Origin of the sequence: Streptomyces sp. NPDC050564 (assembly GCF_044457265.1) — a bacterium.
Taxonomy (GTDB): domain Bacteria; phylum Actinomycetota; class Actinomycetes; order Streptomycetales; family Streptomycetaceae; genus Streptomyces.
The window spans coordinates 1-25,906 of sequence record NZ_JBITGS010000055.1 but is presented as its reverse complement, the minus strand read 5'-3'; the positions used below and the strand labels follow the sequence as shown (position 1 = coordinate 25,906).

Sequence of the window (25,906 nt, the reverse complement as noted above, 5' to 3'; positions counted from 1 at the left end):
TCCCGGTGGTGGGACGCCTCGTTGGGCTGTCCGGGTGAATGCCCGGGAGGTCGACGGCAAAGGGGCGGGTGTGCGGCAGGAGTGGTCGCCGGAGGAGTTGCTGGCGAGCTGGACCCTGGTGGATGGCGACTGGAAGCTCGTGGCCAACAAGACCGGGCCGACGAGGCTCGGCTTCTGCCTGATGTTGAAGTTCTTCGAGATCGAGGCCCGGTTCCCGGAGTTCATCGAGGAGTTCCCTCAGCCCGCGGTGGAGTACGTCGCGGGTCTGGTGAAGGTGCCGGCGGCGGATCTGGCGAAGTACGACCTGGCGGGCGCGAAACGGCACCGCAAGCAGATCCGTGAGGCCCTGGAGTTCCGGCCGCCGACACGCGCCGACGAGGAGTCGCTGACTGCGTGGCTGGCCGCGGAAGTGTGCCCGGTCGAGCTGGTGGAGGACCGGCAGCGCGAAGCCCTGCTGGTGGAGTGCCGTACGCGGAAGATCGAGCCGCCAGGCCCCACCCGTATCGAGAAGGTCCTGGTCGCGGCGCGGGGCAGGTGGGAGCGGGTGTTCTGCGCCCGGACCATCGAACGCCTGGGAACAGTGGGCAGGGCCCGGCTGCTGGCGCTGATCGCCGAGGGGAACGACGAGGGCACCGCGCTGCTGGCCGCGCTCAAGCGCGACCCGGGAGCTGTCGGTCTGGACGCCCTGCTGATGGAGATCCTCAAGCTCACGTCGGTGCGGGAACTCGCCCTCCCAGACGGGCTGTTCGCGGACTGCTCGGAGAAGCTGGTGGCCGCGTGGCGGGCGCGGGCGATCAAGATGTACCCATCGGACTTCCGCGACACGAGCGAGGACGTACGGATCACGCTGCTCGCGGCGCTGTGCTCATCTCGGCAGGCGGAGATCACCGATGCCCTGGTCGACCTCCTGATCGCTCTGGTTCACAAGATCAACACCCGTGCGGAGCGGCGGGTGGAGAAGCAGCTGACGGCGGAGTTGAAGAAGGTCCGGGGCAAGGAGGGGATCCTCTTCAAGCTGGCGGAGGCCGCGGTCGGCAAACCGGACGAGGTCGTGCGGCGGGCGCTGTATCCGGTGGTCGGGGAGAAGACGCTCAAGGACCTGGTGGCCGAGGCGAAGGCGAACGAGAAGGTCTTCAAGGCGAAGGTCCGCACCACGCTGCGCTCCTCCTACAGCTCGTACTACCGGCAGATGCTGCCGCCGCTGCTGAACACGCTGGGCTTCAAGTGCAACAACACCGCCTACCAGCCTGTGATGGACGCCATGAAGCTGCTGAAGAAGTACGCCGGCGTCGACGGCAAGACCCGCTTCTACGATGCCGCCGATGTCGTGCCGATGGACGGCGTGGTGCGCAAGGAGTGGCGGGAGGCGGTCGTCGACGACAAAGACAGGGTCGAGCGCATCCCGTACGAGTTGTGCGTGCTGGTGGCGCTGCGGGACGCGGTGCGCCGCCGGGAGATCTACGTGGAGGGCGCGGCCCGCTGGGGCAATCCGGAGGACGATCTGCCCGGTGATTTCGAGGCCACCCGTGCGGTGCACTACGCCGCGATCCGCCAGCCGCTGAACCCGCGGGCGTTCATCGCGGATCTGAAGAAGCGCATGACCGCGGCCCTTGACGGGCTCTCGGCGGCGCTCGCGGACGGCTCGGCGGGCGGAGTGAAGGTCACCACCCGCAAGGGCGAGCCGTGGATCACCGTGCCGAAGCTGGAGCCGCTGGCCGAGCCCACCGGTCTCCAGGCGCTCAAGGACGAGGTCGTACGACGGTGGGGAGTCCTCGACCTTCTGGACGTGCTGAAGAACGCCGACTTCCTCACCGGCTTCACCGACGAGTTCTCCTCGGTGGCCGCCTACGAGCGCATCGACCGCGACGTCCTCCAGCGCCGCCTCCTGCTGGCCCTCTTCGCCCTGGGCACGAACATGGGCATCCGCGCGATCGTCGCGACCGGCGAGCACGGCGAGAGCGAGGCCGCACTGCGGCACGTGCGCCGGCACTTCATCACCGTCGACAACCTCCGCGCCGCCGTCACCCGGCTGGTGAACGGCACGTTCGCCGCCCGCGATGCCGCCTGGTGGGGGCAGGGCACAGCGTGCGCGTCGGACTCCAAGAAGTTCGGATCCTGGTCCTCGAACTTCATGACCGAGTACCACGCCCGCTACGGCGGCAACGGCGTGATGATCTACTGGCACGTCGAGCGGAAGAACGTCTGCATCTACTCCCAGCTCAAGTCCTGTTCGTCGTCCGAGGTCGCGGCGATGATCGATGGCCTGCTGCGGCACTGCACGGACGCCGAGATCGAGTCCCAGTACGTCGACACCCACGGCGCCTCGGTGGTCGGGTTCGCGTTCACCGAGCTGCTCAACTTCCGCCTGCTGCCGCGGTTGAAGAACATCGGCAGCATCCGCCTGTACCGCCCCGACGACACACCGCCCGGCTGGCCCGCGCTCGGCGCCTCGCTGACGCGGCCGATCCGCTGGGAGCTGATCGAGCAGCAGTACGACCAGATGGTCAAGTACGCCACCGCGCTCCGCCTCGGGACGGCGGAGGCGGAGCAGGTGCTGCGGCGCTTCACCCGCGGTGGCCCCAAGCACCCCACCTATGCCGCGCTCGAAGAACTCGGCCGTGCCGTGCGCACCATCTTCGCCTGCGACTACCTTGCCAGCCCCGGCCTGCGTCGCGAGATTCACGGCGGGCTCCAGGTCGTGGAGAACTGGAACAGTGCGAACACCGTGCTGCACTACGGCAAGGACGGCGCGCTGACCGGCCCGGACAAGGAGCACGCCGAAACGTCGATGCTCGCCCTGCACCTGCTCCAGTCCGCGCTCGTGCACGTCAACACCCTGCTCCTCCAGCAGGTCCTGGCCGAACCGGCCTGGGCGAAGAAGCTGAGCGATGAGGACCGGCGCGGGCTGACCGCGCTGTTCTGGTCCAACGTCAACCCGTACGGCACCTTCCGCCTGGACATGGACAAGCGCCTCGACCTGGGGCTCACCGTGCCGCGCCCACGGGAACCCGGGTGGGCGGGTGCCAGGTGAGAATCCAGCCGGCGGTAAGCGCCGCCGCACCCCCTGCCAGGGCGATTGCGCCGCCTGTTCCGATACCTGCGGCCACCGCGCCGAAGCAGGCCGGGCCGACGCCCTGCAGCGTCATGCTGCCGGAGCCGAGCAGACCGAATGCCTGGCCCCGGCCATCTGGCGGCAGGGCGTCCAGGAACGGCCGTTGCAGGCCGAGACTGTAGGCGAATCCGAAGCCGCAGAGCAGCAGCAGACAGGACGAGACACCCACTCCGGGCTCGGGCCTGCTCATCAGTTAAGAACTCAACCGGCACGGGCCGGAGGGTAGCCGGGCTGACGCCGCATCAGTTAGCCGTCGCCCGAACCGCTGCGCGGAAGATCCCTTCCGTGGTATCGACCCCTGGGACCATGATCGTTCTCACCGATAACCACGGTTCCATTGATCCCCGAGGCCGATCGAGGCGCTGGAGGGCTTCACGCTGCACCGACTCCGGCACTCCGCGCTGACGCACGATGCTGAGCGGGGCACCTCCACGCCGATGCTGCTGGCCCGCTCTCGCCATGCCTCCGTCCGCTCCCTGGAGCGGTACGCGCGTCCCGGTGTCGATGCCGTCGCCCGGCACGTCGCCGAGCGCGACCCCGCTGCACGTCGCCGGACGTGACGCCCCTCGTTTGCGGCTGGTGACAGCGTTCTTACCGGTACCCCATCTGCGGCCCGGATGGGTCCGTGCTCGGCCAGTTCGCCGCCGATGCCCAGGACGCGGAGATCCTGGCCAAGCGCGTTCACGAGATGTCCGCCGACCGGTACGGGCAGGCCTTCGCCGAGGACCTTCAGCGCCTGATGAGCAGGTACCAGCAGTGACCGCAGCAGCCCCCTCTGGCTCACCAACCTTCCACCCGACACCGCGATCCGCCGCCTCGTCCGCCTGGCCAAGATCCGCTGGCGGATCGAGCACTACTACCGCGAGATGAAACACGGCCTGGGCCTGGACCACTTCGAGGGCCGCACGTGGCGAGGCTGGCACCACCACGTCGCCCTCGTCACCGCCGCCCACGCCTTCCGCAGCCTCCGGCGCCTCGACCCAGAAGTCGAGACGCCGGCCTGACCTTCTGCCGAGTCCTCGACGCCATCCAGGACCTGATACGGGCCTGGACCGGCGAATGCCCCACCTGCCACCGCGAGTTACCCGCCACACGTCAGCCAAGGCGCTCTCGATCACTTCAGACCTACCGAAGTACTACTAGGCGTCGTCACTTCGCCGGCTGACTGACCGTCTCCGCGCTGCCACGCGGGCGAGTGTGTCCTCGATGAGCTGCAGGGAGCGCAGCGCCTCGGCGTGCTGATGGGGAGTGAGGGCGCTCGTCGTCACGTCTTCGAGTTCGGACCAGAACTCTTCGACCTTCGCGCGTAGCGCCTGGCTGGCGGAAGTCGGTTCGATGATGATCGCGCGTTTGTCCTGTGGATGGGGGCGGCGGCGGACGAAGCCGGCGTTCTCCAGGCGCTTGATGCTGCGGGTCATTGTGGCAGCGTCAGAGTCGAGCAGATGTACGAGATCGGTCAGCCGCTGAGGGCCGCGTTCCCACAGGTGCATCATGATCATCTCCTGGCCGGGATGGAGGCCGAGCGGACGCAGAAGCTGTCCACCGATCATGCGGTGCAGGCGGGCGACGCGGAAGATGGCATGGCTGACAGGTCCCCCTTGGGTGGCGACAGGTACCGGCACCGAGGCGGCGGCCGGTGTCACCGGGGCCGGCTGACTGCTCGACCCTTCCCCGTCTGGGCTCGGGCTCACCACAAGGCTCCTCTCCGGGCAGAACTGTGCCGGACAGTAATCCGGGCTTCTCTTGCGCCGTACTCAGTGAGGATAACGCGCCCCTGCGTCATGTCGCGCCCAGAGAGCTCTCACATTTCCGCATGTGAAACGGGTGCACGCACGAGGTGTGGCTGGGCTCACATGACAGGACGGGAAGCCGAAACATGATTTAGTTGTTCGGACAGGCAATGATGCGGCGATGGTGCGCATCGACAGTGGGCCGCCGACCGGGCGGCCCTGACCAGAGGGAAGATCATGACGACTGCGTTCGATCCGATCGAGCTGGGCGGCAAGCGTCTGGCCAACCGCATCGCGATGGCGCCGATGACCCGAAGCCGGGCCTACGGGCCGGGGGCCAGTGCGACGGAGCTGATGGCGACCTACTACGCCCAGCGCTCAAGCGCCGGGCTGATCATCACCGAAGGCGTTCAGCCGTCGGTGGTCGGTCAGGGCTACCCCGACACTCCGGGCCTGCACTCCGCCGAGCAGGTCGCCGCGTGGCGTCAGGTGACCGACGCGGTTCACCGCGAAGGCGGAGTGATCTTCGCGCAGCTGCTGCACACCGGCCGCATCGGCCACCCCAGCCTGCTGCCCGCGGGCCTGGTACCGGTGGCGCCCTCCGCCGTCGCAGCGAAGGGGCAGGTATACACCCATGAGGGCCTCCAGGACTTCGTCACTCCACGGGAGCTGGATGACGAGGAGATCGTGCAGACGATCGCCGACTTCGCCGACGCGGCACGCAACGCCATCGCCGCCGGTTTCGACGGGGTGGAGCTCCATGGGGCGAACGGCTACCTGATCCACCAGTTCCTCGCCCCCAACACCAATCAGCGCACCGACCGATGGGGAGGCGACACCACGGGCCGGGCCCGTTTCGCCATCGACCTCACCCGCGCCGTCGCCGACGCCATCGGCGCGCACCGCACCGGCGTCCGCTTCTCTCCCGGGGTCCCCTTCAACGACATCGACGAGACGGACCAGGCCAACCTGGAAGAGACCTACACGACCGTGGCGGCAGCTCTCGCCCCACTGGGCCTGGCCTACCTGCACATACTCGAAGGTTCCAACCAGAGCCTGACGGGGGTCCTGCGCAAGGACTGGCCCGGCACGTTCATCCTCAACCCCTTCACCTCCGCTGACCCCACCGACCACCGTTCCCTGAGCCTGATCGAGGACGGCGCCGCGGACATGCTCGCCTTCGGCGCACTGTTCGTGGCCAACCCCGACCTGCCCCGTCGCCTCGCATCCGGCGGCCCCTACAACGAACCCGACCGCGCCACGTATTACGGCGGCGACGAGCACGGCTACACCGACTACCCCTCCCTTCCTGCCTGACCGCCCCGGGGCGCGGCACCCCATCCCGGTGGCGCAGAGGACCAGAGCACCCAGTCGGACGCCGCTGCCGCCCTGATTACGGACGCCGTCGACCAGCCAGACGGCCTGCCCCCTTGGGCAGGCCGTCTCCCTTCTGGCGGGAACAATGAAACGAAAGACTGATGCGAGTCGTGCAGGTCACTGAGTTCGGCGGCCCCGAGGTGCTGTCCGTGGTAGAGGCGCCAGAACCCGAACCCGGCCCCGACCAGGTGATCGTCGCTCTGGGGCTCGCCGACATCCCTAACTGTCGGCAAACGAACGAATGACGACAGGCGTGGCGGGCGTCCAATGAACACGGGATTTTCCGGGGCCTGACGGCACGTCGGATCCAATGAGATCCGATGGCGGTTGGCGACAGGGTTAGATGACATCTTGGGTCTGATGCGGCGGCACAGAGCGAGGAACAGCGTGGCCAATCTCGTCTACAAGCGGGTGTCGACCGACCAGCAGTCGACCGACTGCCAGAACCTCGTTCTCGCCGAGGCCGGGATCGAGGACCCGATCGTTTTCGAGGAGGACGGCGGCACCTCCAGCCGCCTCCACCCGCTCCAGCGCCCGAAGTTCGGTGAGCTCCTCACCTACGCGCGGCCAGGCGACACCGTGCACATCTCCGAGATGTTCCGTCTGGTGCGCGGCACCGGGCACATTCTCGACGTCCTCGACGTCCTCCACCGCGATCAGGTGGCGCTGCGCATCCACGACGGAGCGTTCTCCGGGATTGACCTCACCGCCCGCCACCCGCGCACCGGAGAACTGCTGTCCACCGTGAAGTTCATGGTGCAGACCCTCGCGGCCGCCGGCGAACTCCAGCGCGATCTTCAACGCGAGCTGACGTGCGACGGACTGCGGGCCGCCGAGGCCAAGGGCAACAAGGGGGGACGCCGCCCCGCCCTCGCGGGCGAGGCGGTCACCGACGTGCGCGCCGCGTACCTGGAGGGCCAGTCCATCGCTGCCCTGGCCCGCGACCACAAGGTCAGCCGCGGCGCCATCCGTACCGCCGTCGCCGACCTCCTGCCCGAGCACGTCACTGTCGACGACTCCGTTCCGGCCCCGGAGCTGCCCATCACCCTCGACATGCCCGGCAAGGTCGCCGACTTCCTGCGTGCGACCGACCTGGACGACGCCGAGCGGGCCGCACTCGACCACGGCCAGGCCGTACGGCGCGGCATGGGCTACACCCTGCGCGTCACCGCCGTACCCGCGCTCCACCGCCAACTCCTCGACCGCTGCCAGAGCCTGGACGGTACCGGAGCCATTCCGGCACAGCGCAAGGCCCGCCGCGAGTACGAGAACCGCGTCAACGCCCTCGGCGAGTGACCAGATACCGCCCAGAAGGCTACTGGCGGGTTACATGTTCCCTGGTGTCCGAGCTAGGACTTCGGGGCCACGTAGGTCACCGGTGGCTGATCCTCGAACCACATCAGCGTGACCATGCTCTGCAGGAGCGGGTGAGCCCCCAGACCGAACGGCATCACATGCACACGCACGCGCCCGCTCTCCACCAGGCGGACAACGTGCATGATCTGTTCCGCCATGACATCCGTGCCGCCGACCGGGCGGCGTAAGACCGCCTCGTCGAGCAGGGCCCACACGACGGGTGTCACCGGGTCGTTGAGGATTTCGGAGCGCTCCAGCCGTGTGACCACTGCCCTGTCACACTCTTGCTCGCTCAGAGGCGGAAACGGGGTCGTGCTCAGAATTGCCCGCGCGTACCTCTGGGTCTGAAGGATGCCGGGCATGTAGGACAAGGCGAACTCGCGGATCATCGTTGCCTGTTGTTCGAATTCGCGCGCAGCTTCGAAGTGATCGGCAACCGCCCTGTCGTCCTTCTTCGGCAGGAAGTTGGACAGGACGTTTCCCGTGCTATGGACGCGACCCGCAGTAGGGTCTGCCACCCGCCACTGCCCGTGCGCCTTGCAGGGGTGAGCGCTGGAGGAGGCCACGAGCGTGGGCGGCACGCCTTGTTCACCCGAACAGCGGGACGGGAGGGGCGTAACAGGGACCGGCCGCGAGGAGGAGGACTTACCCCAACCATGTCGCTGAAGTTGGCCACCAACTTCGTTACAGTTATCTCCGCTTGGCTGCCGGTCCTGGACAAGGTTCCGACAACACGCAGAAGATTGCCGGAAGTTGTAGCGTTTGGTTGTGCTTCCGAAACCCCACTTCCCGCCGAGTAGTGGGTGCGGAACAGCTCGCGGATGGCGGGGAGAGAGGCGAGCACAGGCAGCGTCGAGGAACTCACGCCCCGATAAGCCTCTGACTGCTCGGCTCACGCCCAGTTCACCCCCAGCTTCGCCAGCTGCGCCAACTGTTCCGGCGTGAGCTTCGCCCTCCGGTTCTTGGTATGGAGATCCAGATGCCCAGCCGGACGGGCGTCCAGTCCGGAAGCGTCTCCGTGTGGGCCCTGGGGACGGTGAGGGTGCCCGGTGCGCCCAGAAGCGTCATGGCGCCGACGTCTGCGTGCGCTACCTGAGAAGCAAGGCGCCCTTTCTGCACTACGAGCGCGCACTGGCCGCGGGCTGGCCGATCGCGACGGGCGTGATCGAGGGCGCCTGCCGGCACTTGATTGCCGACCGGCTCGATATCACCGGCGTCCGCTGGGGACTGGCCGGCGCTGAAGCCCTCCTGAAGCTCCGCGCCCTCATCAGCAATGGCGACTTCGACACCTACTGGCGCTTTCACCTCGCCCGCGAGCACCGCCGCGTCCACCAGGACGGATATGCTCTCGCCGCCTGATCAACACCATCCCTCGGCCAGGATTTGGCAGCAGCGAAGTGCTCGCCATCCGGAGTTCCGGAAAGCATGGACACGAGATCTCGGACCTTGATCCAATAGGGGATGACATTGTTTTGGAGGGGCAGGCGGATACGCCTTCGCGGTATCGAGCCCGACGACTGGACCGCGTTCCTGTGCTTCGCCGAGGACGAGGAGCGGCTGGGGGACGTGCTGCACCCACCCCGTTCCGCTGAGGGCTTCCGTGTCTGGGCGAGGGAACAGGCCCTGGCCAAGGCCGATGGCGACTGCTTCCGGTTGGCGATCGAGGCCGTCGACACGGGGGAAATAATCGGGGCCATCGGCTCGCACCACGCCGATCCAGGTGCGGGCTGGTTCGAGTACGGCGTCACGCTCGGTGCTGAGCACCGCCGCAAAGGCTACGCGGCAGAAGCCGTGGTGCTGTTGCTGCACTTCATGTTCGCCGAGCGGCGCTATCACAAGTGCGAAGCGCGGATCTTCGCCCATAACGAGGCATCACTGGAGCTTCATCGTCGGCTCGGCTTCGTCGAAGAGGGGCGCCTCCGCGATCACGTTTTCCTCGCCGGCCGTTACCACGACCTCGTCATGATGGGCATGCTTGCTGACGAGTTCGCCCAACTGCACCCAATAGGCAAACTTTGAGTGGGAGAGACCAGCCCGGCATCACAGCCCGCCGTGACGTCTCCCCAACTCAAACAGTCCCTGCGGCAGAGCTACACCCATCTACGCTCCACAGCCATGTGGTGGCCTGGTAGCCCTTGGCCACGGCGAGGACTTGCGTGAAGGCTTCTTCGTCGAAGGGGCCTTTGCCAGGCGTGCCGTCGCGGAGGACGCGGTTGCCGAGGGGACCGCGGTCGGCGGTTGCATATCCGGGGCGGAAGACGTTCTCGTAGAGCCAGTCGGAAACGGCCACGACGAGGTCGGCTTTCTCGTTGTTCTCCAGAGCATCCCGTAGCTGTCGGCTGTCTACCAGGCGGCAGAACCTCACCACCGTGGGGCCGGAGAAGCCAAGCGCCGAGCGGGCGACGGGCCCGATGTCGCACGCCATACGGCATCGGATTCTGTCCGCGTGGATGCTGTTGTCCCTGGCCAGATGCCGGGCCACACCGGTCATCAGCCGGGGAAGGAGATCGACGCAGTCCGTGTCGGTCGGCAGGACCACATTCATGCCGTCACCCGTGGGCTGGACGTCCGTCCGCTCATCGGGAACCCCGGCCTCGTGCAGCACCTCGCGGACGAGCCGAGCCACTCGGTCCTGTACCTCGTTCTGCCGGGGGCCGGAGCGGGTGCTGTAGCCCTGGACGTCGAGGGCGAAGCCAAGCCTGATCTGACGCCGGCCAGTGACGTCAGCCGAGGCCGGACGGGGTTCGGGGGTCCTGCCGAGGGGAAGTTGGACGACGAACGCTGCGGGTCTGCCCTTCGGCGAGAACCCCATTTCTTGGAACGGTGTCAGTGCGTAGGCGGCGTCGGACCGTACTTTCAGTTCACGCAGGCCGGAGGGGACCAACAGCAGGAGCCAGCCGCTGCGCGAGCCACTAGGGACCCCGTGGGTGTCTCCTTTGTGGCGCCACCGCACCGAGTTGCTGCCGATTCCGAGCGCTTCAATGGTCGGTGTGAGCGCCGGAACGACAAGGTCGTTCATCACCATGTCCCCAGAGCAGCCGGTCCGGGAGGTGGTATCGGGATTGGCGATGAAGGCGAGATGTCTGGTCACTGCGTAACTGCGGGCGGGTTCGGGCAAGCTGACGGCCTTCGGCACCATGTCGGCTACATACACTCCGCTGTCCTGGAATGTGAACCCGAACTCCATCCACTGTGGCGGTGAGGAGGACGGACGTAAGGCCAGGTCGGTGTTCACTTTGATGACGTAGACGTCATGGTCACGGAAATCCGCGGGCACCGGCGTGACGGCATGGATCTGCCAGCCCTGAAATTTGACGGCGCCGATGTCGACCTCTTGGGGAGCCGTGTCGAACGAACGGCTGCTGTCGTCGACGAGGACGAGTTCCACCTCAGCCACGTGGTCCACGGAACCCCCTACGGCGTCTGGCCACTCCACGGCAGTGACGGTGTTGGGACGGTACAAGGGCGAACGGGCGAAGTGTGTGGGCAGGAACGCCGAGACAGACGAACGCGGCCCAGTGCCGAGGGTGCAGTCCTTCCGACCAAGCCTTCCTCTGCGCTTGCTGAAGCGCGTGCGCCGGCGAGGCGCCGGCAGCGAGACGGCGGTAGAACTCCTGGATCACCGTCCGGGTCGTTCCGTCCGGAACGCGCCACAGGCTCATGACGACGACTCTGGCTCCGGCCTGGCGGAAGGCGTGACCAGCCGACCAGGGCACATCGCCCGCCCCGACCTCGCCGAGTCCGGTCTCGCATGCGCTGAGTACGACCAGAGCCGTATCTTTCAGGGAGAGTCCGGCGATGTCAGATCCTAGGAGCAGGCCGTCACCCGGTTTCGGCAGACTCTCACCCGTGGATTCCCACAGCGCCGCGTTGGCCAACGCCACTCCGCAGCGATGCCAGGGCTTGTCCGAGTGCGTGAGGAGCTCGAATCCGCGGAATCGGCCGACGTGGTTCACGTTGGGGAGACCCCTACTGGGGACTTCCTGATGGCGGACGGCGAAGGCGTGGGTGGCCAGATGCAGAACACGCGGCGACCGGACATTGCGCAGCAGCATGTCGGTGGCGTCGAGGCCCGTCGTGACGGCGACTCCGAGGAGTGATGCCACGATCTTCCCCTCCTCGAGGGCGTGGGGAAGCGGCGCGAAGACTGTCCGTTTCCGTTTGCCGTCCGGTGCGCCGAAGGCCGGGTCCGCGACGACCAGGGGATCCCCGGCGCCGACCGCCAGCGAGTCGTCCGTAGTCGGTTCCAGTCCGTGGTTGACGAAGGTGAGGGTGGCATCGGTCAGCCATGGACTGCCGTCGGTATTGGGCAGAGCGGCGAAGGGTGCCAGCCACAGTTCGGAATCGGGAGCGATGATGACTCGGCGGGCCCGGGACACGAGGGGGCGCAGAGGCTCGAGTACGGCTGCGGCCAGAGCACGTGATGCCCGACCCCTCACGTTGGAGGGCGGCTCCGGGGGATGGGGAGGGTCAGGGTTTTCGGTCTTGCCGGCCGATGCCTGAAGTCCGTACAGGCGATGCAACTGCTCTTGCGGAAACGTACTTGTGCCGTTGCTGAGGTCCCACATCAGCTGCCGGAACGAGACGGCGTCGATGGTGACCGTGTGTTCGATGAGCTGATGCGAGCGGCTGTAGGTCACCTGCATCTGTGCGGTCACGGGTGGCCCGTCGGACCCGTCGTCCTCGGCTTCGAACAGGCGACGCATCTCCGCGACGGGCATGGAGACGCAGCCGCCGTGATAGGAGGCCAGCCCGGACATTTCCTCCCGCACGTCTGCAACGCAGTCGTCGATCTCTTTGGCGAGCCCGACGTCGATGAGGGTGACCCGACGGTCGTCGGCCCAGCCTCCGAGGGCGAAGCAGGCGTATCTGTCGGGCAGTTGCCCCGCACATTCCAGCGGAGCGGTGAAGTCGTGAGGCGCGTAGCGCAAGAACTCGAGGAGGACGCCATCGGCCGGCAGGCGGCTCCAGGTCTCCGACAGACGGGGAAACAGCGGGCCGGCTCGCGGCGGTTCGACCTTGGTGAGTGCAGCGGTGATCGCTTTCCAGGTCATGACCTGCCGCATGGCGGAAGCGGTGATCTTCGGGTTGGACGCCATCAGCGCCAGGGACACAGACAGGCCCACCGCTTCGCCGAGGCAGGACGCGGCAATACGCCGCACCTCCAGCGAGCCCGTGTACTCGCGATACGCGTTGGCGGCCACCACGATGAAGGAAGATCGGAAGGAGGCCGCGGCTTGTTCGAGCTTGCCGCGGGCAACGCGGATCTTGCCCAGCTTCTCCAGGCAGGTGGACCGTCGGAGGTCGTCCACGGGGAACAGGTCGGCAGCTTTGCGAAGCGCGATCTCCGCCTCGATCAGCGCATCCCGGCCTATCAGTTCCGCGCCGTGCTGCAGGAGTCGAGAGGCACGATCGGCAACACCGTCGTCCATAAACCCCTCCCCCTGGCGGTTGGACGATCTGCGCTATGGCAGAAGTGTCCGATTGTGCCGAAGTCCTGTCATAGCGTAGTCGAAGGGATACAGCCCACGGGCGGTAATGAGAGGGGGCGTTGGCCTTGTCGAGCTCCAGCACATCTGGCCGGCGTGGACCGTGGCCACCTAACAGTCTGATGTACGCACTTCCCGCGGGAACCGGAGATGCTCTGCTCACCCTCGGCTCCCGGCGCCGCTATGCGGACGGGCAGCAATTGCTGGCGGAAGGGGACAGCACCACACATGCGATCCTGCTCGTCGACGCATCCGTCAAGGTCAGTGCCACGACCGCGGACGGCCGGTCGACGCTGCTGGCAGTACGTCACAGCGGCGATCTGGTCGGAGAGATGGCGGCAATCGACGGGCGGCCTCGCGTGGCCACGGTGACGGCTGTCGGTGCTGCAAGAGTCCAGGCCATTTCCCAGCAGGAGTTCCGGGCCTTCCTGCACCGGCACCCGATGGCATTGGCCGCCGTCAGTCGTCAGGTGGTCGAGCGGCTGCGGGCCGCCACACGGCGGCGGGTCGACTTCGCAGGCGTACCCGTACAGGTGAGGCTGTGCCGGGTATTGGCGGAGTGGTGCGAGGAGAACGGCAGCCGGACTCCCTGCCGTGTCGGGCTCACGCAGTACGAGTTGGCCACGCTGATAGGAGCCGCCGAGGTGAGTGTCAGCCGTGCCCTGCGCACGCTCGCCCAGCACGGTGTCATCCGGACGGGATACCGGTGGGTGGAGATTCCCGACTGCACCGCGATCCGGCAGCTGGGAAACAGGAGGCCGTAGTCGCCACCGCACCGGGTCGCCGCGATTCCGTCTTCTGATGGAGACGGCGCGCCCAAGGAACCGACAACCTCATGTCAGCGATCAGGAAACCTGCGAATGCCGCTGCCAGGGAGGGCTGATGGGCGCAGAAGATTTTGGACCACTGGGTAGCTCCTTCGAGTTCATCCATCGAAACCTCGACTCCTTCAAGATCAAGCAGGAGGTCGACAAGCGGGGCATCCACGGGTACATCGACCACTGTGCCCGCCTGGCGGCGGCCACGGGTGTCGCTGCCGGGTCCGGCGGAGGTCTGACCCTGGCGCTGGGCATTCCGGCGGACATCGCCAACACCGTGGCCCAGCAGTTCAAGGTCACCCTGGCGGTGATCTACCACCGCACCGGCCGGTACGCGGTCAGCTTCGAGGAGTTCATGAAGATCGTCGCGTTGTCGGTCGGCGTGGAAGCCAGTGCCAAGGGCCTGGAGTACCTGGTCATCAAGGTGGCGCAGGAGGTGCTGAAGCGGCTGAGCGCCCGCGTGGTGGGCCGGCTCATTCCCCTCGTGGGGGCTGTCGTGGGGGGAACGCTGAACTACGCCTTCATCAAGGGGATCGGATCGTCCCTGCTCGTCTTCGCCGACGACATCTTCGACGACCGCACGGAGGGCGGATCGGGGTCGCTGAGGGCCGCATAGGCCCGGCAAAGGCACCACCCCCGGCTGCACCTCCGATGGGGTCAGCCGCTATCCGGCTCCGTTCGCACTACATCGGCACGACCCGGGATCGAAAGGAAAGAGAGGCAACCCTATGAGCGCCGATCGACTGGATGACGCACCCGTGACCGCGGAGCGGCAGCTCCCGCCGAGTCTCTACGACACACTGGCCGAGGCCGTCGACTTCGCCGACGTTCCCGGCAGGACGACGACTATGTCGGTCGAGACGACGGACAATGACCCGTTCACCTTCAGCTGACGGGGCATGCGCTGTGGCACGAGCGGTGAACGAATCCTGCGGCCCGGTGGACCGCCGTCACGCTGGCCCACGCACCCCAGTGGTGATCATTGGTGAGGAATCCGATCCCCACGTGCGTGAGGTGGCGGATCGCGTCTCCTCGCTCCGACCGTTGGTCGTCCTCGACGCGGCCGGTGTCCAGCGCATCCCGTTCGTGGTCTCCGCAACTCGCCTCGGCGTGGAGACCACGAACGGTCACGGAGCCGCCCACATCCAGGACGCCCACCGCGGCTGGATCCGGCGCCCCGCGCCGGCCGACTGGGACGTAGGGATGAGATGGGGAAGCAAGCAGGCCGCGGTGCAGGGCGCGTGGCGCACGCTGCTGGTGTCGCTGCTGCGCAACCCCGCCTGCGAGTGGCTGACGTCCCTGGACGCGTTGCTCGCCGCCGAGAACAAGATCGTGCAGTGCCGGACCGCCACTGGGGCAGGTATCGACGTGCCGCCGCTGATGGTCACCAACGACGCGTCCGAGGTGTCGTCTCTGCCGGGACCTCTCGTCGCCAAACCCCTCGGCCCCCCGCAGTACTGGCTTGAGCAGGGCGATCCGCGGATCGTCTTCGCGGCCCCAGTGGACCCACAGGACCCATCGGTCGCAGAACTCCTGGCGGGCGCACCATTCATTCTGCAAGAACGCGTCAGGGCCGTACGACATCTGCGGGTCGTGACGGTGTGCGATGAGGCCTGGGCCTTCCAGATCCTGGCAGAAGGCATCCCTCTGGACTGGCGCAGGAGCGTCGCCGCGCACACGTCGTGGCGGCCGTTGAAGGCACCGGACATCGAACAGCGGGCAGTGGATCTGTCGGCGGCAATGTCCGTCAGGTACTCCAGTCAGGACTGGATCGAGACAGAGAGCGGCACGTACTTCATCGATCTCAATCCCGGCGGGCAGTGGCTCTTTCTGCCCGATCCCGAGGCGTCGCAGATATCCGCGGCGATCGCCCACTGGCTGCAGGGCTGAAACCCCGCGCGGATCAGTCGCTCAGTCCGGTGACCGCCGGTTCGCCTCAGTCGAAGTACCGGGCCTCGGGATGGGCGACTCGGCCTGGATCGTCGTGTGACAGCAGCCCGGCCGGGTCGATCAGAGGCACCACCGCCTCATGAGGGTCGTCGCCGGCCGGGTTCGCCTGCGCGATCTGTCCGGATGGCCGCCCACTCCGCATCCGTCATGTCCGACGCACCGTGTCCCCCCTTCCACCACGGTTCCGACCGACGACCAGGCCGGCGGCGCGAACTGAGACGTGACTGGTGCCGGGGGCGCGCCCCCCCCCCCCCCCCCGCCCCCCCCCCCCCCCCCCAGGGGGACGCCCACAAGGGACCCCCCCCCGCCCCCAACCCCACCCCCCCCCGCCCACACCCCCCCCCCGGGCTCCCCCCCCCCCCCCGGGGGGGGCCCCCCACCCCCCCCGGGCGGGGGGCCGCCCCCCCCCCCCCCCCCCCCCCCGCCACCAGCACTCCCGGTTCGAAGGGAGACGCGAACATGGCACGACCCCGGCGCGACAACGCCACCCCCACCGGCAAGCACGCCCGCCTCGCCCGGCAGCTCGCCGAACTCCGGCCCGCCAACACCACGCTCAAGGAACTGGCCAAGATCACCGGCCTGTCCATGGCCACGCTGTCCCGGGCCACCGACCCCACGGGGTGCCCCTCGTGGAAGACCCTGCTCGAGTACCTGCCGGCCGTCGGCGAGAACCCCGACGACTGGCGCCCCCAATGGGAGATGTGCGCCACCGAACGCCAGCGCCGCGCCGCCGGCGTCCCCGCCGACCCCACACAGCGCGCCGCCTACCAGCGCCTGCTGCCCACCCACGTCCTGAACCTGCAGGACTGCGCCATCGCACTGCGAGACCTGCGCCTGTGGAGGGGTAATCCCCCCTACAAGCAGATGGCCTCCCGCGCCGCCGCCGCTGGCACCCCGGTCGCCCTGGCCAGCATCTCCGACGTCCTCAACGCCAAGATGCTGCCCACCGAGGACGCCCTCAAGGGCATCCTCGCCGGCCTCGGCATGACCAGCGACGAGCCCGAGTACCACCAGTGGTGCGAGGCCCGCCGCGTCCTCTACGCCGGCCTCATGCGCGAGAAGGTCGCCGCCAAGGCCCTGCAACACTCCGCCAAGCGCCGCATCCGCCGCACCCGGCCGATGCGCACCATGATCCGACGAGAGGACTGACCACCCACCCACACCCGCACACGGGAGGGCCCCCACCGCATCCAGCGGCGGGGGCCCTCCCGTGCGTTCACGTGATCACGTCCTTGGTCATCCAGGAGCCGACAACCTCGAGCACGAGCGGCTCACCGTCATCGAGCAACTGGTGGGGGAGGGAGCCGCTCCCGTGGTCGGTTCCTCGGCGGCGATACAACCGATCAGCGAGAGGTACGACGCGGCGCGCGCGTCGGCGGTGCCGGCGGCACGAGGCGGCGGTGCACGGGCTTGAGGCCGTCACGTGCGTCCGGCAGGGCTCGCGATGGCCCGCCGCAGCACGAAGACCCCGCCGCCCGACGACTCGTACGAGGAGAAGATCCTCGATATCGACGTCGTGGACGAGATGCAGGGCTCCTTCCTCGAGTACGCGTACTCGGTCATCTGCTCGCGAGCCCTGCCGGACGCACGCGACGGCCTCAAGCCCGTGCACCGCCGCATCGTGTACGAGATGAACGAGATGGGCCTGCGCCCCGATCGCGGCTATGTGAAGTGCGCCCGCGTCGTCGGTGAGGTCATGGGTAAGCTCCACCCGCACGGAGACGCGTCGATCTACGACGCGCTGGTGCGCCTGGCCCAGCCCTTCTCGATGCGCCTGCCGCTGGTCGACGGTGGCATGGGTCGCCGTGCCCGTACATCCTCCGCGTTCGCAGGCGGCTGCGGTGGCGCCGGAGTTGATGTGCAAGACGGGCCGCGGTACCGGTCGGCATGTCCCAGCGCGGTGAGTTCACGATCAAGGTCCTCCCTCCCGTACACCGGAACCCGTGTGTGCGAGGGCCAGATGCCCGACCTCGCGCACGTGACGGCGAGCATGCTTGAGTCCTTCAGCGAACTGCTGAGCATGCCGCTGCTGCAAGTTGCCGCTTCGTCCCTCCCACCGCGGCACCACCGGTCCCACCTCCCACCCATCTCCGCCCGCAGGGCACTGCACCCCACTCACACCCGCATCCGTAACGGAGCCCGGGGAACCGGCCAGGAGCCGCAGACCCGCCCCCACCTCCACCGGCCGGTGCACGGCGCGCACCCACCACAACCCACGCCCCTGCCCCGGCCGTGATCCGATCGCACGACGCTGCTCCCGTACGACCGCCCGCACCCAGGACGTCAACGCCCCGTGCCGGTCCGCTTCCAGTTCAACAAGCCACCGCCGCTTCAGACGCTCACCCAGCACCGCGGCAAGGCGCGTATCCACATCCCGCCCCCGCACAAGCCCACCCGCCCCCTCACCGGCCACCAGCTGCCGTACGCCCGGCTCCACCAGGGCACCCGCCACCGCCACTGCTCCGCGCCCCACCAGCGCGTAGCGGCTACAACCTCCTCGAGCCGGGCCCCCAACACCTGCTCCCGCTCCCAGAACTCCTCCCGCCCCCACCACCCGCACAGCACCGCACGCGCCAGAGCGAACACCTCACCCGGATCCGCCCCGCCGGCCGTCCCGGCGCGTTCGGGATTAACGACGACTTGCCAGCCAGGTGATCAGCACCGCAAGGCCGATAAGAACAGCGACACCGCCCGCGACGCTATACAGGAACGCACTAAGTACCTCGGGGTGAAGCGCACGGGGGTCGGCACGCAGCGCCCGATGAGCCCTGAGCCGAGGCCAGGCTGTGAGAGCGCGCAGCAGCCACGCCCCAGGGCCTCGAGTCGGCGGATGGGAGGCAAAGGCAACACGTCCCACCTGAACGGCCTTGCGCCAGGGGCGTTTCATCCCTCCGTCCGGTGTGTCGGGTGGCAGGGTGCTGTCGACGATCCGGACGAGTGCCCCGGCCAGGTCGCGCATCAACTGCTTGCCGTTGTCGGTCTCCGCGACGTCTCGCAGCATGTCGATGTCTGGTCTTCCTGCCTGGGCGAGATGCTCCTGCAGCCATCTGAGGGCCTGCTCCTCGCGCGGGGGCGCGTCGTCGGCCCTGGGCGCCTCCTCCTTCACGATCGCGAGGTGCAGTCGACGTTCGAACTTCTGCCGATCCTGGGAGGAGAGCGGAAAGAGCGACAGAAGGTGGTGCGCGGCGTCCAGGCGACCCCAGGCGAAATCCGACCTGCGCCACTCCGGATCGATGAAGGCCCCGAAGTGCCCGAGCCGCAAGCCGTACAGCTTCTTGTCCCCGAGACGCGCGAGTGTCGGATCGTCGACCAGGGGCCCCATGCTGTCCGGGCCGAGTCTGAGGAACGCGAACTCCGGCGGCAGGGGTGTGAGGAGTTTCCCCGGCGTCGCGTACACCCGCGTCACGACTTCGATGGCGAGACAGCGGGTGATGACCATCTCGGCAGTCCAGCCGTTGCCCAATCCGGCCCCGTCGACGGCAGCCACGTACGCGCTGCTCGCCTCAATGACAGTCTGCAGCAGCTTGTCCGGCAGGTGGAGATCCGTATACATCCGGTCGATCAAGGAGGCCAGCTCCTCGGCGGCAACGGGCTGATCCTTAGCTGCCACCTTCTCCTGCAGGTCGGCGTCGGCCTTCTCAATCACGGCCAGCACCTTTCTGAGGGCATCGGTGACGAGCCGGTCCCCCTCTACGAGAGCCGCCTGTGCGACCTCGGAATACGGCGCGCTACCGAAGGGCTCGTGATCGGCCAAATGGCGCAGGTGCACACTCAGGCGCTGGAGCAGGCGTTCCGCCGCGGCCAGTCCCCAACGCCATGCATCCCAGCCCCCCGTCAACTCCTGCGAATGACAGCGTGGGCCCCAGGCAAGATCGTTCCGGCGGAGCAGAATCCTGGCACAGCCCTCGATTCCCCCGTCGTCGGCGGTGGCAAAGGTGACCTCGGTGCTGCCGTCGGCAAGGCGTCGACGGGCGTCCAGCACGACCGCGTAGGCGCGGTTGCGGCGGTACTCCCCGAGCAGGCCTTGGGCGGCTTCGATTAGGTGGTCCGCCAGACCGGTGCCCTCCGTCGAACCTGCGGATTCACGCGCCTCCTGCCATATACGGGCCAGTAGGTCGCTAGGCATGTCCCAGGCTCGGCCCTGCAGCCTGGTCAGCATCTCCTCTACCGAAGAGCGCAGGTTCGCCTCGGTCGGGTACTGAAGCGCGCTCATCGGCGGTTTGTAGATGGGGATGTCACGGCAGGCGGTGGGATCATTAGGGCTTGCCAAGCCCATGCCTACGGACGGCACGACGTAGACCAGCACGCGCCGAATGGGGCTGTACGCGATCTCCCGGCTCGTGATGGCAGCCAGCACCGGCTCGAACGGTGCGTTATTGAGGACTCCTCCGTCCATGACACAGCCGGCATCTGATTCGAACAATGGCCGACGGCGCAGCTGAAGGTCCTGCAGAGGTTGGCTGTCGACTGGTGGGAACGCAGCGGGATAACTGGCGGAGGCCCTGGCAGCGAGCACCAGCCGCTTGGTGAAGTCTGCCGTGAACTCATCGTGCCGCCCCCGCTCGAAATCCCACCCGTTCCCCGTCCGGACGTACGTCCATCGGTCCCCGTACCGGAACCGGTAGAGACGACGGTGGTCCTGGACCTCGAACGGATTGGAGAAGCTGTCCTTGAACGGAAAGCCCGACCTTCCCAGCGCCGTGGCAGTCACGAGCAACTCCACCGAGTTGTGATCGCGGGTCTCGGACCCCTCGATCAGCGCGACAGCATCGGCCACCTCGGCGGTGAAAGTCTCCCCGTTCAGGATGCTCGACGTGGTCGCCCCATCGAGAAGCCGGGTGAGCGAGGCCGACTTCTCCCATACGTCACGCAGTGAGGGAAGCGCACGGCCCCGAGCGATCGCAGTAGCCAGCAGCACTCCGTTGAGACCGCCAGCCGATGTCCCCGACACGACATCGATGACCACCCGTTCTCCAGCCGCGGCCAGCACTTCGCTCCAGATCTGCTGGGTTTCGCCGGGACAGGCCGACCCAGGGGGGTGAGCCGAGGCATTGCGCAGCAGATCGAGCTCATGCGTGACACCTCCCATCCAGACGGCCAGACTCACCCCGCCGTTCATGACCAGCGCAAGCCTTACCTCCCGCCGCGCCTCTCCTCGCGTGGCGCCGTGCGGAACGGAACTTGGTGCTCCCATGTCGTGGCATCCTGCACGCTGTTGGTGACACAGACAGGCATGCGCGCTCACAGATCAGCCGAATGCACCTGCACGGCCGGGATCCCCGGCACCCGGCCGGTGTGCCGAACTCTCCATCACCGAACCCGGCACCAACGAGGTGTCCGGTGGCGGCCCTTCCTACCTCAGTACTCCTCAGCTGGAGCTACACGAGGCTGGCCGCTCCTGCTTCGGCACGCCCTTCACCTCTCCAAACGAGTCCGGAGGCACGCTCTGCCTCCACTCGGCGTCACGCGGATCATGAAGCGAAAGGTCCCCCCCCGAACGAAGCCACGTCTGGCCGGCACTATCCGTGAACTGGATTCCGCGCCCGAACAAGGGCCAGTTGTCTGGTGGGCGAACCCGGTTTCTCCCGTGAGCGTCCCGGTAAGTGAGCATGCCGGCGGTGAACACCAGCGCCGAGCATGGAGCAAGCCCCGGCAGGTCGGCCTCGAACATGAACGCGGGTAGCGACTCGCCCTTCCGCGGCTGGGAATCTGGCTTTTCGGGAACGATGGCCACGGCAAAGGACACGATCACGTTGATGACGGGGTCTGGCGAACTATTCATCACATGGAAGTTCTGTGAACCGTCCGGTCCACGGTCTGTCCAGTAGGTGATGTGCATCCCCTGATTTCGGATGGCCCGCTTTGTATCCGCCTTGGACTGTTTGAGCTGGTCCTTTGAGACAGATGCCTGGTAGTAGGTCGCGACACCTGTGAAGGCCAGGGTGCCGATGGCTCCGAGAACCCCGGCCGCCGTACCCCATTTCTTCCACGGGATGCGGCGCCACCATCGTCGAGACTTACGCTGTTGTCCTGCTCTACGCTGGGCCTTCCTGGCCGCTCTGGCGCGTCTCTCTCTTCGGCTCAGGCTGCTTCCCATGGCCGCTCCTTGCCTCGAACACCTCCTATCCCACGACTACCTCTTGTCCCAGGTGATCGCATCCGGCAGAGCCACTCGCCGATCCTTCGCCTGTGCGCCGGCGCTGCCCGCGCGGCTGTCCACCCCGCCCGAGCTGGCCCGGCTGCGGCATCGTGGGCAGCGGCGCGTGACGATGGCGCCGTGATTAGCACGCCGGGAAGGGAGCCGGATGCTCCGTGGGTGGTGTCTGCTGCATACCTTCAGGGGGTCGGCGGCTGTCTGCTGGGCCCCCGCCGATGTCCCGCCCTGGCTGTCGGCGGCAGCCACCAGAAGACCTCGCCGGTTTCCCGGTTGTGCCTCCAGGCGGTCAGGGCGTGCGATGCCACGAGGCGGCGGTAGGGGCGCCCGTTGCGTGGGTTGCTGGTCCTGGCTACGGCTGCTCTGTCGCGCTGCTGAAGGCGTCTTCGAGCGCCTGGCGGGCGATCTCGCCTGCGTAGCGTTCGAGGGTGACGTTGTCGACGCCGACGCACTCGATGGGCATGTCCTTTGGCCCCGGGGCGAGTCCGGCTTTGATCTCGGTCTCGGTGGTGTCGTAGTTGCGCTGCAGGGCGGCCTTGCACGCACTGGTACTGGGCTCGTCGTTGAGGCTTTGGCCGATGGCTCCTGCGACGAAGAACGCTGCTGCTGCGGCGGCGGCGGTGATGGCGACGTTCCCGACTGTCTTCTGGGGCCGGGGCGGCGGGGGTGGGGGTGGGCCCCAGGCGTTCGGTGGCAATTGGCTCATGGTCCCCCCAGGACTGGCGTGCGCTGAGGGAGCATCATGCGCCGCGTGAGAGGTGTGTCTGAGCGCTGTGGCCGTCCTGTGACCCAGATGAGTGAAGTCCGCCCCCGGTCGTTGCTCTCTGCGACCAGCCCCGCGTGGTTCGTGGCTGGCCTGGCCGCTCTATGGTGACTGGCAGCGGCCAGTCGGAGCGTCGGGCATGTCTCGGCATGTCCTCTGGCCGTCTTCCGAGCTCCTTGCCCCGCTGCTACGCGACCCAGTTGACTCCGAGTTCTGCGAGTTGCTGTCGCTGTTGGGCCGTGAGTTTTGACCTGCGGGTTTTGGTGTTGGACAGGAACACTCCGAGCTTGACCTCGGTCCCGTCGGGGAGCGCCTCTACGTGCCCCCGTGGGACGGTCACAGAGCCCGTTCGGCCCTTGTACTGAGCCAGGGCCGCCAGGCCCCGCTCGAAGGCGCCCAAGGCCGCCTTGGGGGTCTTCACGGGGGCCTCCTGTTCCGGGGGGAGCGGGGTGATGCCGAGTTCCTCCAGGCGCTCGCGCTGCCCGGCCTTCAGCGCCGCCCAGACGTTGTGCTGGCGTTGTCGGTGGAGCCATCGTCCGATGTCCATGCCGTGGACGGTGACGCCGGGCAGGACCTCGGTCGGCTCGGTCAGTCCGGTTTCCTCACGCAGGAGTTCGTGTGCGGCGGTGTAGTGGCGTTGCCAGGTGGCGGGCCATGCGGGGTTCCAGTCCGGGTCGATCGCCTGGAGCGCGGCTTCCCGTTCCGGATGCCCGGCCAGCGCGCCTGGCCTGCGGAGGTTGGAGAGCCACTGCCCGATCGGCTTGTCGAGGGCTGTGGCGGTTCGTGGGGCGCAGAGTGTCCAGTGTTGTTCGTGGTAGACGCGTGCGGCGGCGAGGCTTTCCTGGAACTGTGCGTCGGCGGCGTCCCACGCCATCCCGAGCTGCTCCAGCCGCTCGGCCCGCTTCCCGTTCAACTGTCCGGCCCCGTAGGCGCGGCGCTGCTCTGCGATCCACTGTCCGAGGGGGTAGGCGCCCTCTTTGTGGTCGTAGGGCACGCGTGCGTGCGCCTCCCGTTCGACGAACTTCCGGAGTGCTGCCCAGCCGCGTGCCCAGTCCTGTCGTTCGGTGTCGATGACGTTGAAGGACACCCAGTCCGCGACCATGACCGGGTCGCGCGGTGCTGCGAAGCGGAGTAGGAGGCGGCTTTCTTCTTCGTCTTTTTTGGGTGGTTCACCGATGTTGGTGACGGGTTTTGATCGTGTGCTGCTGTCTTGTGGGATGGCGAGGAGTTCGATGGCTTCTTCGTCGTGTGCGCGCAGTCCCTGGAGGACTTTCACCAGGGGTTGGTAGGAGCTGGAGGTGAACATGTCCTCGGGTTGCTCGCCGGGTTGGAGGAAGACCGGAACGATCAGCGACGCGAGCTTTCCCTGTCCGGGCTTCTGCCGCAGTGCCCGTCCGATGGCCTGCACGATGTCGTGCGGGGCGCCCTTGGGATCCAGCAGGGCAACACTGTCTACGCTTCTGATGTCGACGCCTTCGCCCAGGACGCGGCAGTTGGACAGGACGGCCCGCCGCGCGGTGGTGGCGAAGGAGCCCAGGACTTCGCGCCGGCGTTCGGGGACGTGTTCACCGCACAGCCAGTTGGCCCAGATTGTCTTCGGGTACTTCTGCGGGTTGTCGGCGTGCAGTTTGGCCGCGACCCGCTCCAGTCCTTCCGCGTAGGCCTGGGCTTCGATGGTGCGGTGGTGGAAGGTGATGGTGGTCTGCAGCCGGTGGTCCGCCATGGTCCGCAGCAGCGCGGCCTGGAGCGCCCCGAGCCGCTGCCCACGCACCTCCTCTTCCCGCCGTTCCGGCCCCCGCAGCCGCTCCGGCGTGACCACCGGGTCCTGAAGCTCCACGACGATGATCTGGTAGCGCGCCAGCAGGCCGCGGGCGACGGCCGACGCGAGCGACAGCTTGTAGAGGACGGGTCCGAAGATGGTCTCGTCGTCCATGGAGGCGGCCATCTCCTGCGGCAGTGCCTCCCGCACACCCTCCGTCACCTCCCAGGAAGGGGGCCGTTCCTGCCAGATCCGCGGCGTCGCCGTCAGATACAACCGCCGCGCCGCCGGGACGACCGCCTGGTCGTGGATGTCCGCCCACGCCTTCCCCAGCGACCCGGACGTCCGGTGCGCCTCATCCACGACCGCCAGGTCCACCGGCGCCAACTGCTGCCCGTAGACACCCTCGAAGGCCTCCGCCAACACCCCCAGGGAGGCATAGGTGGCGTAGACGGTCACCGGCCCGGTGCCGTGCCACAGCGCCAGCTGGATCGGGTTCGTCGTGCACCGCACCCGCAGATCCCACAGCTCCGGATCCTCCTGAAGCGAGCACACCGCAACCGCCGGCCCCCGATGCCCGGCCGCGTACCAGGCCCTCACGGTCTGGGTGAGCAACTCCAGGGTCGGCACCAGCACCAGCATCCGCCCGTGCGGAACGAGCCGCCGCGCCGCGGCCGCCGCCATGACGGTCTTCCCGGTCCCGCACGCCGCATGGACCTGCCCACGCAGCCCCCTCACAGGAATCCCGGCGGGCGGGATGTCGAGGCCGCGCACAATGGCGTCAACGGCCTCGATCTGATGATCACGGAGTTTCACGGCCATTCCCGGTGATCTCCTTTTCGCGGAATGTGGCACGCAGCCGGACGGGATATCCCGGGAGCCGGAGGGCTCTCGGATGGTGGTGCGCTGTAACTCCAAACTTTACACAGTGCATCATCATGATGCATCCCCCTCCAAGAGATTCGTCGACCGAGACCGGGACGGTCAGCTCACAACCTTCAGCAAGAGGATGATGGTCCGTCATGTTATCCCGAGAAGCCGAAGAAAACCCATGGGTTGGAATCCGGGGGAGTGGGGTTTAGGCGGAGCGCAGCGGAGCCTGCTCCCTGTACGCGGCGCCGGCATACGAGAATCTGATGATCCGTCAACTCCGTTGCAACAGTGATGGCTGGGATTCCCAGGGTTTACACAGTGCCGCACACGATGCACCCACCCCTTGCCGCCAGCCCTAGAGGCCCCGCTTGCGGGGACTCCCTCAATTCGCGCTTGCGCGAATTGACACTCTTTTAGAATTCCGCTTGCGGAATTCAATTCCCGCGCTTGCGCGGGAATTTGGCGGAGCGTCAGCGGAGCCGTTCACTCTGCGGCGGCTTGCCGCCGCAGTACCCGCTCCGCGGG

17 protein-coding genes and 5 pseudogenes are annotated in these 25,906 nt (G+C 67.5%); 13 read left to right on the top strand and 9 right to left on the bottom strand.

Going from position 1 to position 25,906, the window contains the following annotated elements:
- Window positions 1-34 precede the first annotated feature (34 nt).
- Entirely contained in the window at window positions 35-3,031 is a 2,997-nt protein-coding gene (locus ACIBK0_RS46515; protein ID WP_399094876.1) for a Tn3 family transposase, read from the top strand.
- On the opposite strand, the pseudogene ACIBK0_RS46510 reads toward ACIBK0_RS46515, so the two are convergent.
- Window positions 2,985-3,290, bottom strand: a pseudogene (locus ACIBK0_RS46510) (MFS transporter); the annotation flags it as partial. The gene ACIBK0_RS46515 and the pseudogene ACIBK0_RS46510 sit on opposite strands and share 47 nt — an antisense overlap.
- A gap of 447 nt (window positions 3,291-3,737) precedes the next feature.
- Here ACIBK0_RS46510 and ACIBK0_RS46505 point away from each other — a divergent pair.
- Complete coding sequence (locus tag ACIBK0_RS46505) at window positions 3,738-3,872, top strand: hypothetical protein (RefSeq protein ID WP_399094873.1); 135 nt, start codon at window positions 3,738-3,740, stop codon at window positions 3,870-3,872.
- Between the two features lie 16 nt (window positions 3,873-3,888).
- A pseudogene (locus ACIBK0_RS46500) lies at window positions 3,889-4,116 on the top strand (transposase); the annotation flags it as partial.
- Window positions 4,117-4,251: 135 nt separating this feature from the next.
- On the opposite strand, the gene ACIBK0_RS46495 reads toward ACIBK0_RS46500, so the two are convergent.
- Window positions 4,252-4,755: a MarR family winged helix-turn-helix transcriptional regulator gene (locus ACIBK0_RS46495; RefSeq protein WP_099923278.1), complete on the bottom strand. Its 504-nt coding sequence runs from the start codon at window positions 4,753-4,755 to the stop codon at window positions 4,252-4,254.
- A 324-nt stretch (window positions 4,756-5,079) separates the two neighbouring features.
- Between ACIBK0_RS46495 and ACIBK0_RS46490 the strand changes: the two genes are divergently transcribed.
- Window positions 5,080-6,159, top strand: coding sequence for an alkene reductase (locus tag ACIBK0_RS46490; protein ID WP_095850196.1), 1,080 nt, complete (start codon window positions 5,080-5,082; stop codon window positions 6,157-6,159).
- A 447-nt stretch (window positions 6,160-6,606) separates the two neighbouring features.
- Entirely contained in the window at window positions 6,607-7,515 is a 909-nt protein-coding gene (locus ACIBK0_RS46485) for a recombinase family protein (protein WP_399094868.1), read from the top strand.
- A 71-nt stretch (window positions 7,516-7,586) separates the two neighbouring features.
- Here ACIBK0_RS46485 and ACIBK0_RS46480 read toward each other — a convergent pair.
- Window positions 7,587-8,072, bottom strand: a pseudogene (locus ACIBK0_RS46480) (DUF5753 domain-containing protein); the annotation flags it as partial.
- Window positions 8,073-8,628: 556 nt separating this feature from the next.
- On the opposite strand from ACIBK0_RS46480, the pseudogene ACIBK0_RS46475 reads away from it, so the two are divergent.
- Window positions 8,629-8,934, top strand: a pseudogene (locus ACIBK0_RS46475) (ISKra4 family transposase); the annotation flags it as partial.
- Between the two features lie 102 nt (window positions 8,935-9,036).
- Complete coding sequence (locus ACIBK0_RS46470; RefSeq protein WP_399094865.1) at window positions 9,037-9,594, top strand: GNAT family N-acetyltransferase; 558 nt, start codon at window positions 9,037-9,039, stop codon at window positions 9,592-9,594.
- Window positions 9,595-9,643: 49 nt separating this feature from the next.
- On the opposite strand, the gene ACIBK0_RS46465 is transcribed toward ACIBK0_RS46470, so the two are convergent.
- Window positions 9,644-10,972: a hypothetical protein gene (locus ACIBK0_RS46465; protein ID WP_399094862.1), complete on the bottom strand. Its 1,329-nt coding sequence runs from the start codon at window positions 10,970-10,972 to the stop codon at window positions 9,644-9,646.
- Window positions 10,965-13,007, bottom strand: a complete 2,043-nt coding sequence (locus tag ACIBK0_RS46460) for a CHAT domain-containing protein (RefSeq protein WP_399094859.1) — start codon at window positions 13,005-13,007, stop codon at window positions 10,965-10,967. The genes ACIBK0_RS46465 and ACIBK0_RS46460 overlap by 8 nt, the downstream gene beginning before the upstream one ends.
- 179 nt (window positions 13,008-13,186) lie before the next feature.
- Between ACIBK0_RS46460 and ACIBK0_RS46455 the strand changes: the two genes are divergently transcribed.
- From ACIBK0_RS46455 to ACIBK0_RS46430, 6 genes and pseudogenes are all read left to right on the top strand, one after another.
- Window positions 13,187-13,828 (top strand): Crp/Fnr family transcriptional regulator, encoded by a 642-nt coding sequence (locus ACIBK0_RS46455; protein WP_399094856.1) that lies wholly within the window; start codon window positions 13,187-13,189, stop codon window positions 13,826-13,828.
- A gap of 118 nt (window positions 13,829-13,946) precedes the next feature.
- Window positions 13,947-14,498 carry a hypothetical protein gene (locus ACIBK0_RS46450; RefSeq protein WP_399094853.1) on the top strand — a complete coding sequence of 184 codons (552 nt, stop codon included), beginning with the start codon at window positions 13,947-13,949 and terminating at the stop codon, window positions 14,496-14,498.
- Window positions 14,499-14,610: 112 nt separating this feature from the next.
- Window positions 14,611-14,775 (top strand): hypothetical protein, encoded by a 165-nt coding sequence (locus tag ACIBK0_RS46445; protein WP_399094850.1) that lies wholly within the window; start codon window positions 14,611-14,613, stop codon window positions 14,773-14,775.
- A gap of 112 nt (window positions 14,776-14,887) precedes the next feature.
- Window positions 14,888-15,772 carry a RimK family alpha-L-glutamate ligase gene (locus ACIBK0_RS46440; RefSeq protein ID WP_399094847.1) on the top strand — a complete coding sequence of 295 codons (885 nt, stop codon included), beginning with the start codon at window positions 14,888-14,890 and terminating at the stop codon, window positions 15,770-15,772.
- 519 nt (window positions 15,773-16,291) lie between these two features.
- Complete coding sequence (locus ACIBK0_RS46435) at window positions 16,292-16,981, top strand: hypothetical protein (protein WP_399094844.1); 690 nt, start codon at window positions 16,292-16,294, stop codon at window positions 16,979-16,981.
- Between the two features lie 295 nt (window positions 16,982-17,276).
- A pseudogene (locus ACIBK0_RS46430) lies at window positions 17,277-17,624 on the top strand (DNA gyrase subunit A); the annotation flags it as partial.
- 837 nt (window positions 17,625-18,461) lie between these two features.
- On the opposite strand, the gene ACIBK0_RS46425 reads toward ACIBK0_RS46430, so the two are convergent.
- The 4 genes from ACIBK0_RS46425 to ACIBK0_RS46410 all read right to left on the bottom strand — a co-directional run bounded on the left by ACIBK0_RS46425 (window position 18,462) and on the right by ACIBK0_RS46410 (window position 25,330).
- Window positions 18,462-20,951 (bottom strand): DUF3376 domain-containing protein, encoded by a 2,490-nt coding sequence (locus ACIBK0_RS46425; protein ID WP_399094841.1) that lies wholly within the window; start codon window positions 20,949-20,951, stop codon window positions 18,462-18,464.
- Between the two features lie 249 nt (window positions 20,952-21,200).
- On the bottom strand, window positions 21,201-21,929 hold the full coding sequence (locus ACIBK0_RS46420; RefSeq protein ID WP_399094838.1) for a hypothetical protein: 729 nt from the start codon (window positions 21,927-21,929) through the stop codon (window positions 21,201-21,203).
- 409 nt (window positions 21,930-22,338) lie between these two features.
- Complete coding sequence (locus ACIBK0_RS46415) at window positions 22,339-22,692, bottom strand: hypothetical protein (RefSeq protein ID WP_399094835.1); 354 nt, start codon at window positions 22,690-22,692, stop codon at window positions 22,339-22,341.
- Window positions 22,693-22,936: 244 nt separating this feature from the next.
- Complete coding sequence (locus ACIBK0_RS46410; RefSeq protein ID WP_399094832.1) at window positions 22,937-25,330, bottom strand: Helicase associated domain protein; 2,394 nt, start codon at window positions 25,328-25,330, stop codon at window positions 22,937-22,939.
- Between the last annotated feature and the right edge of the window lie 576 nt (window positions 25,331-25,906).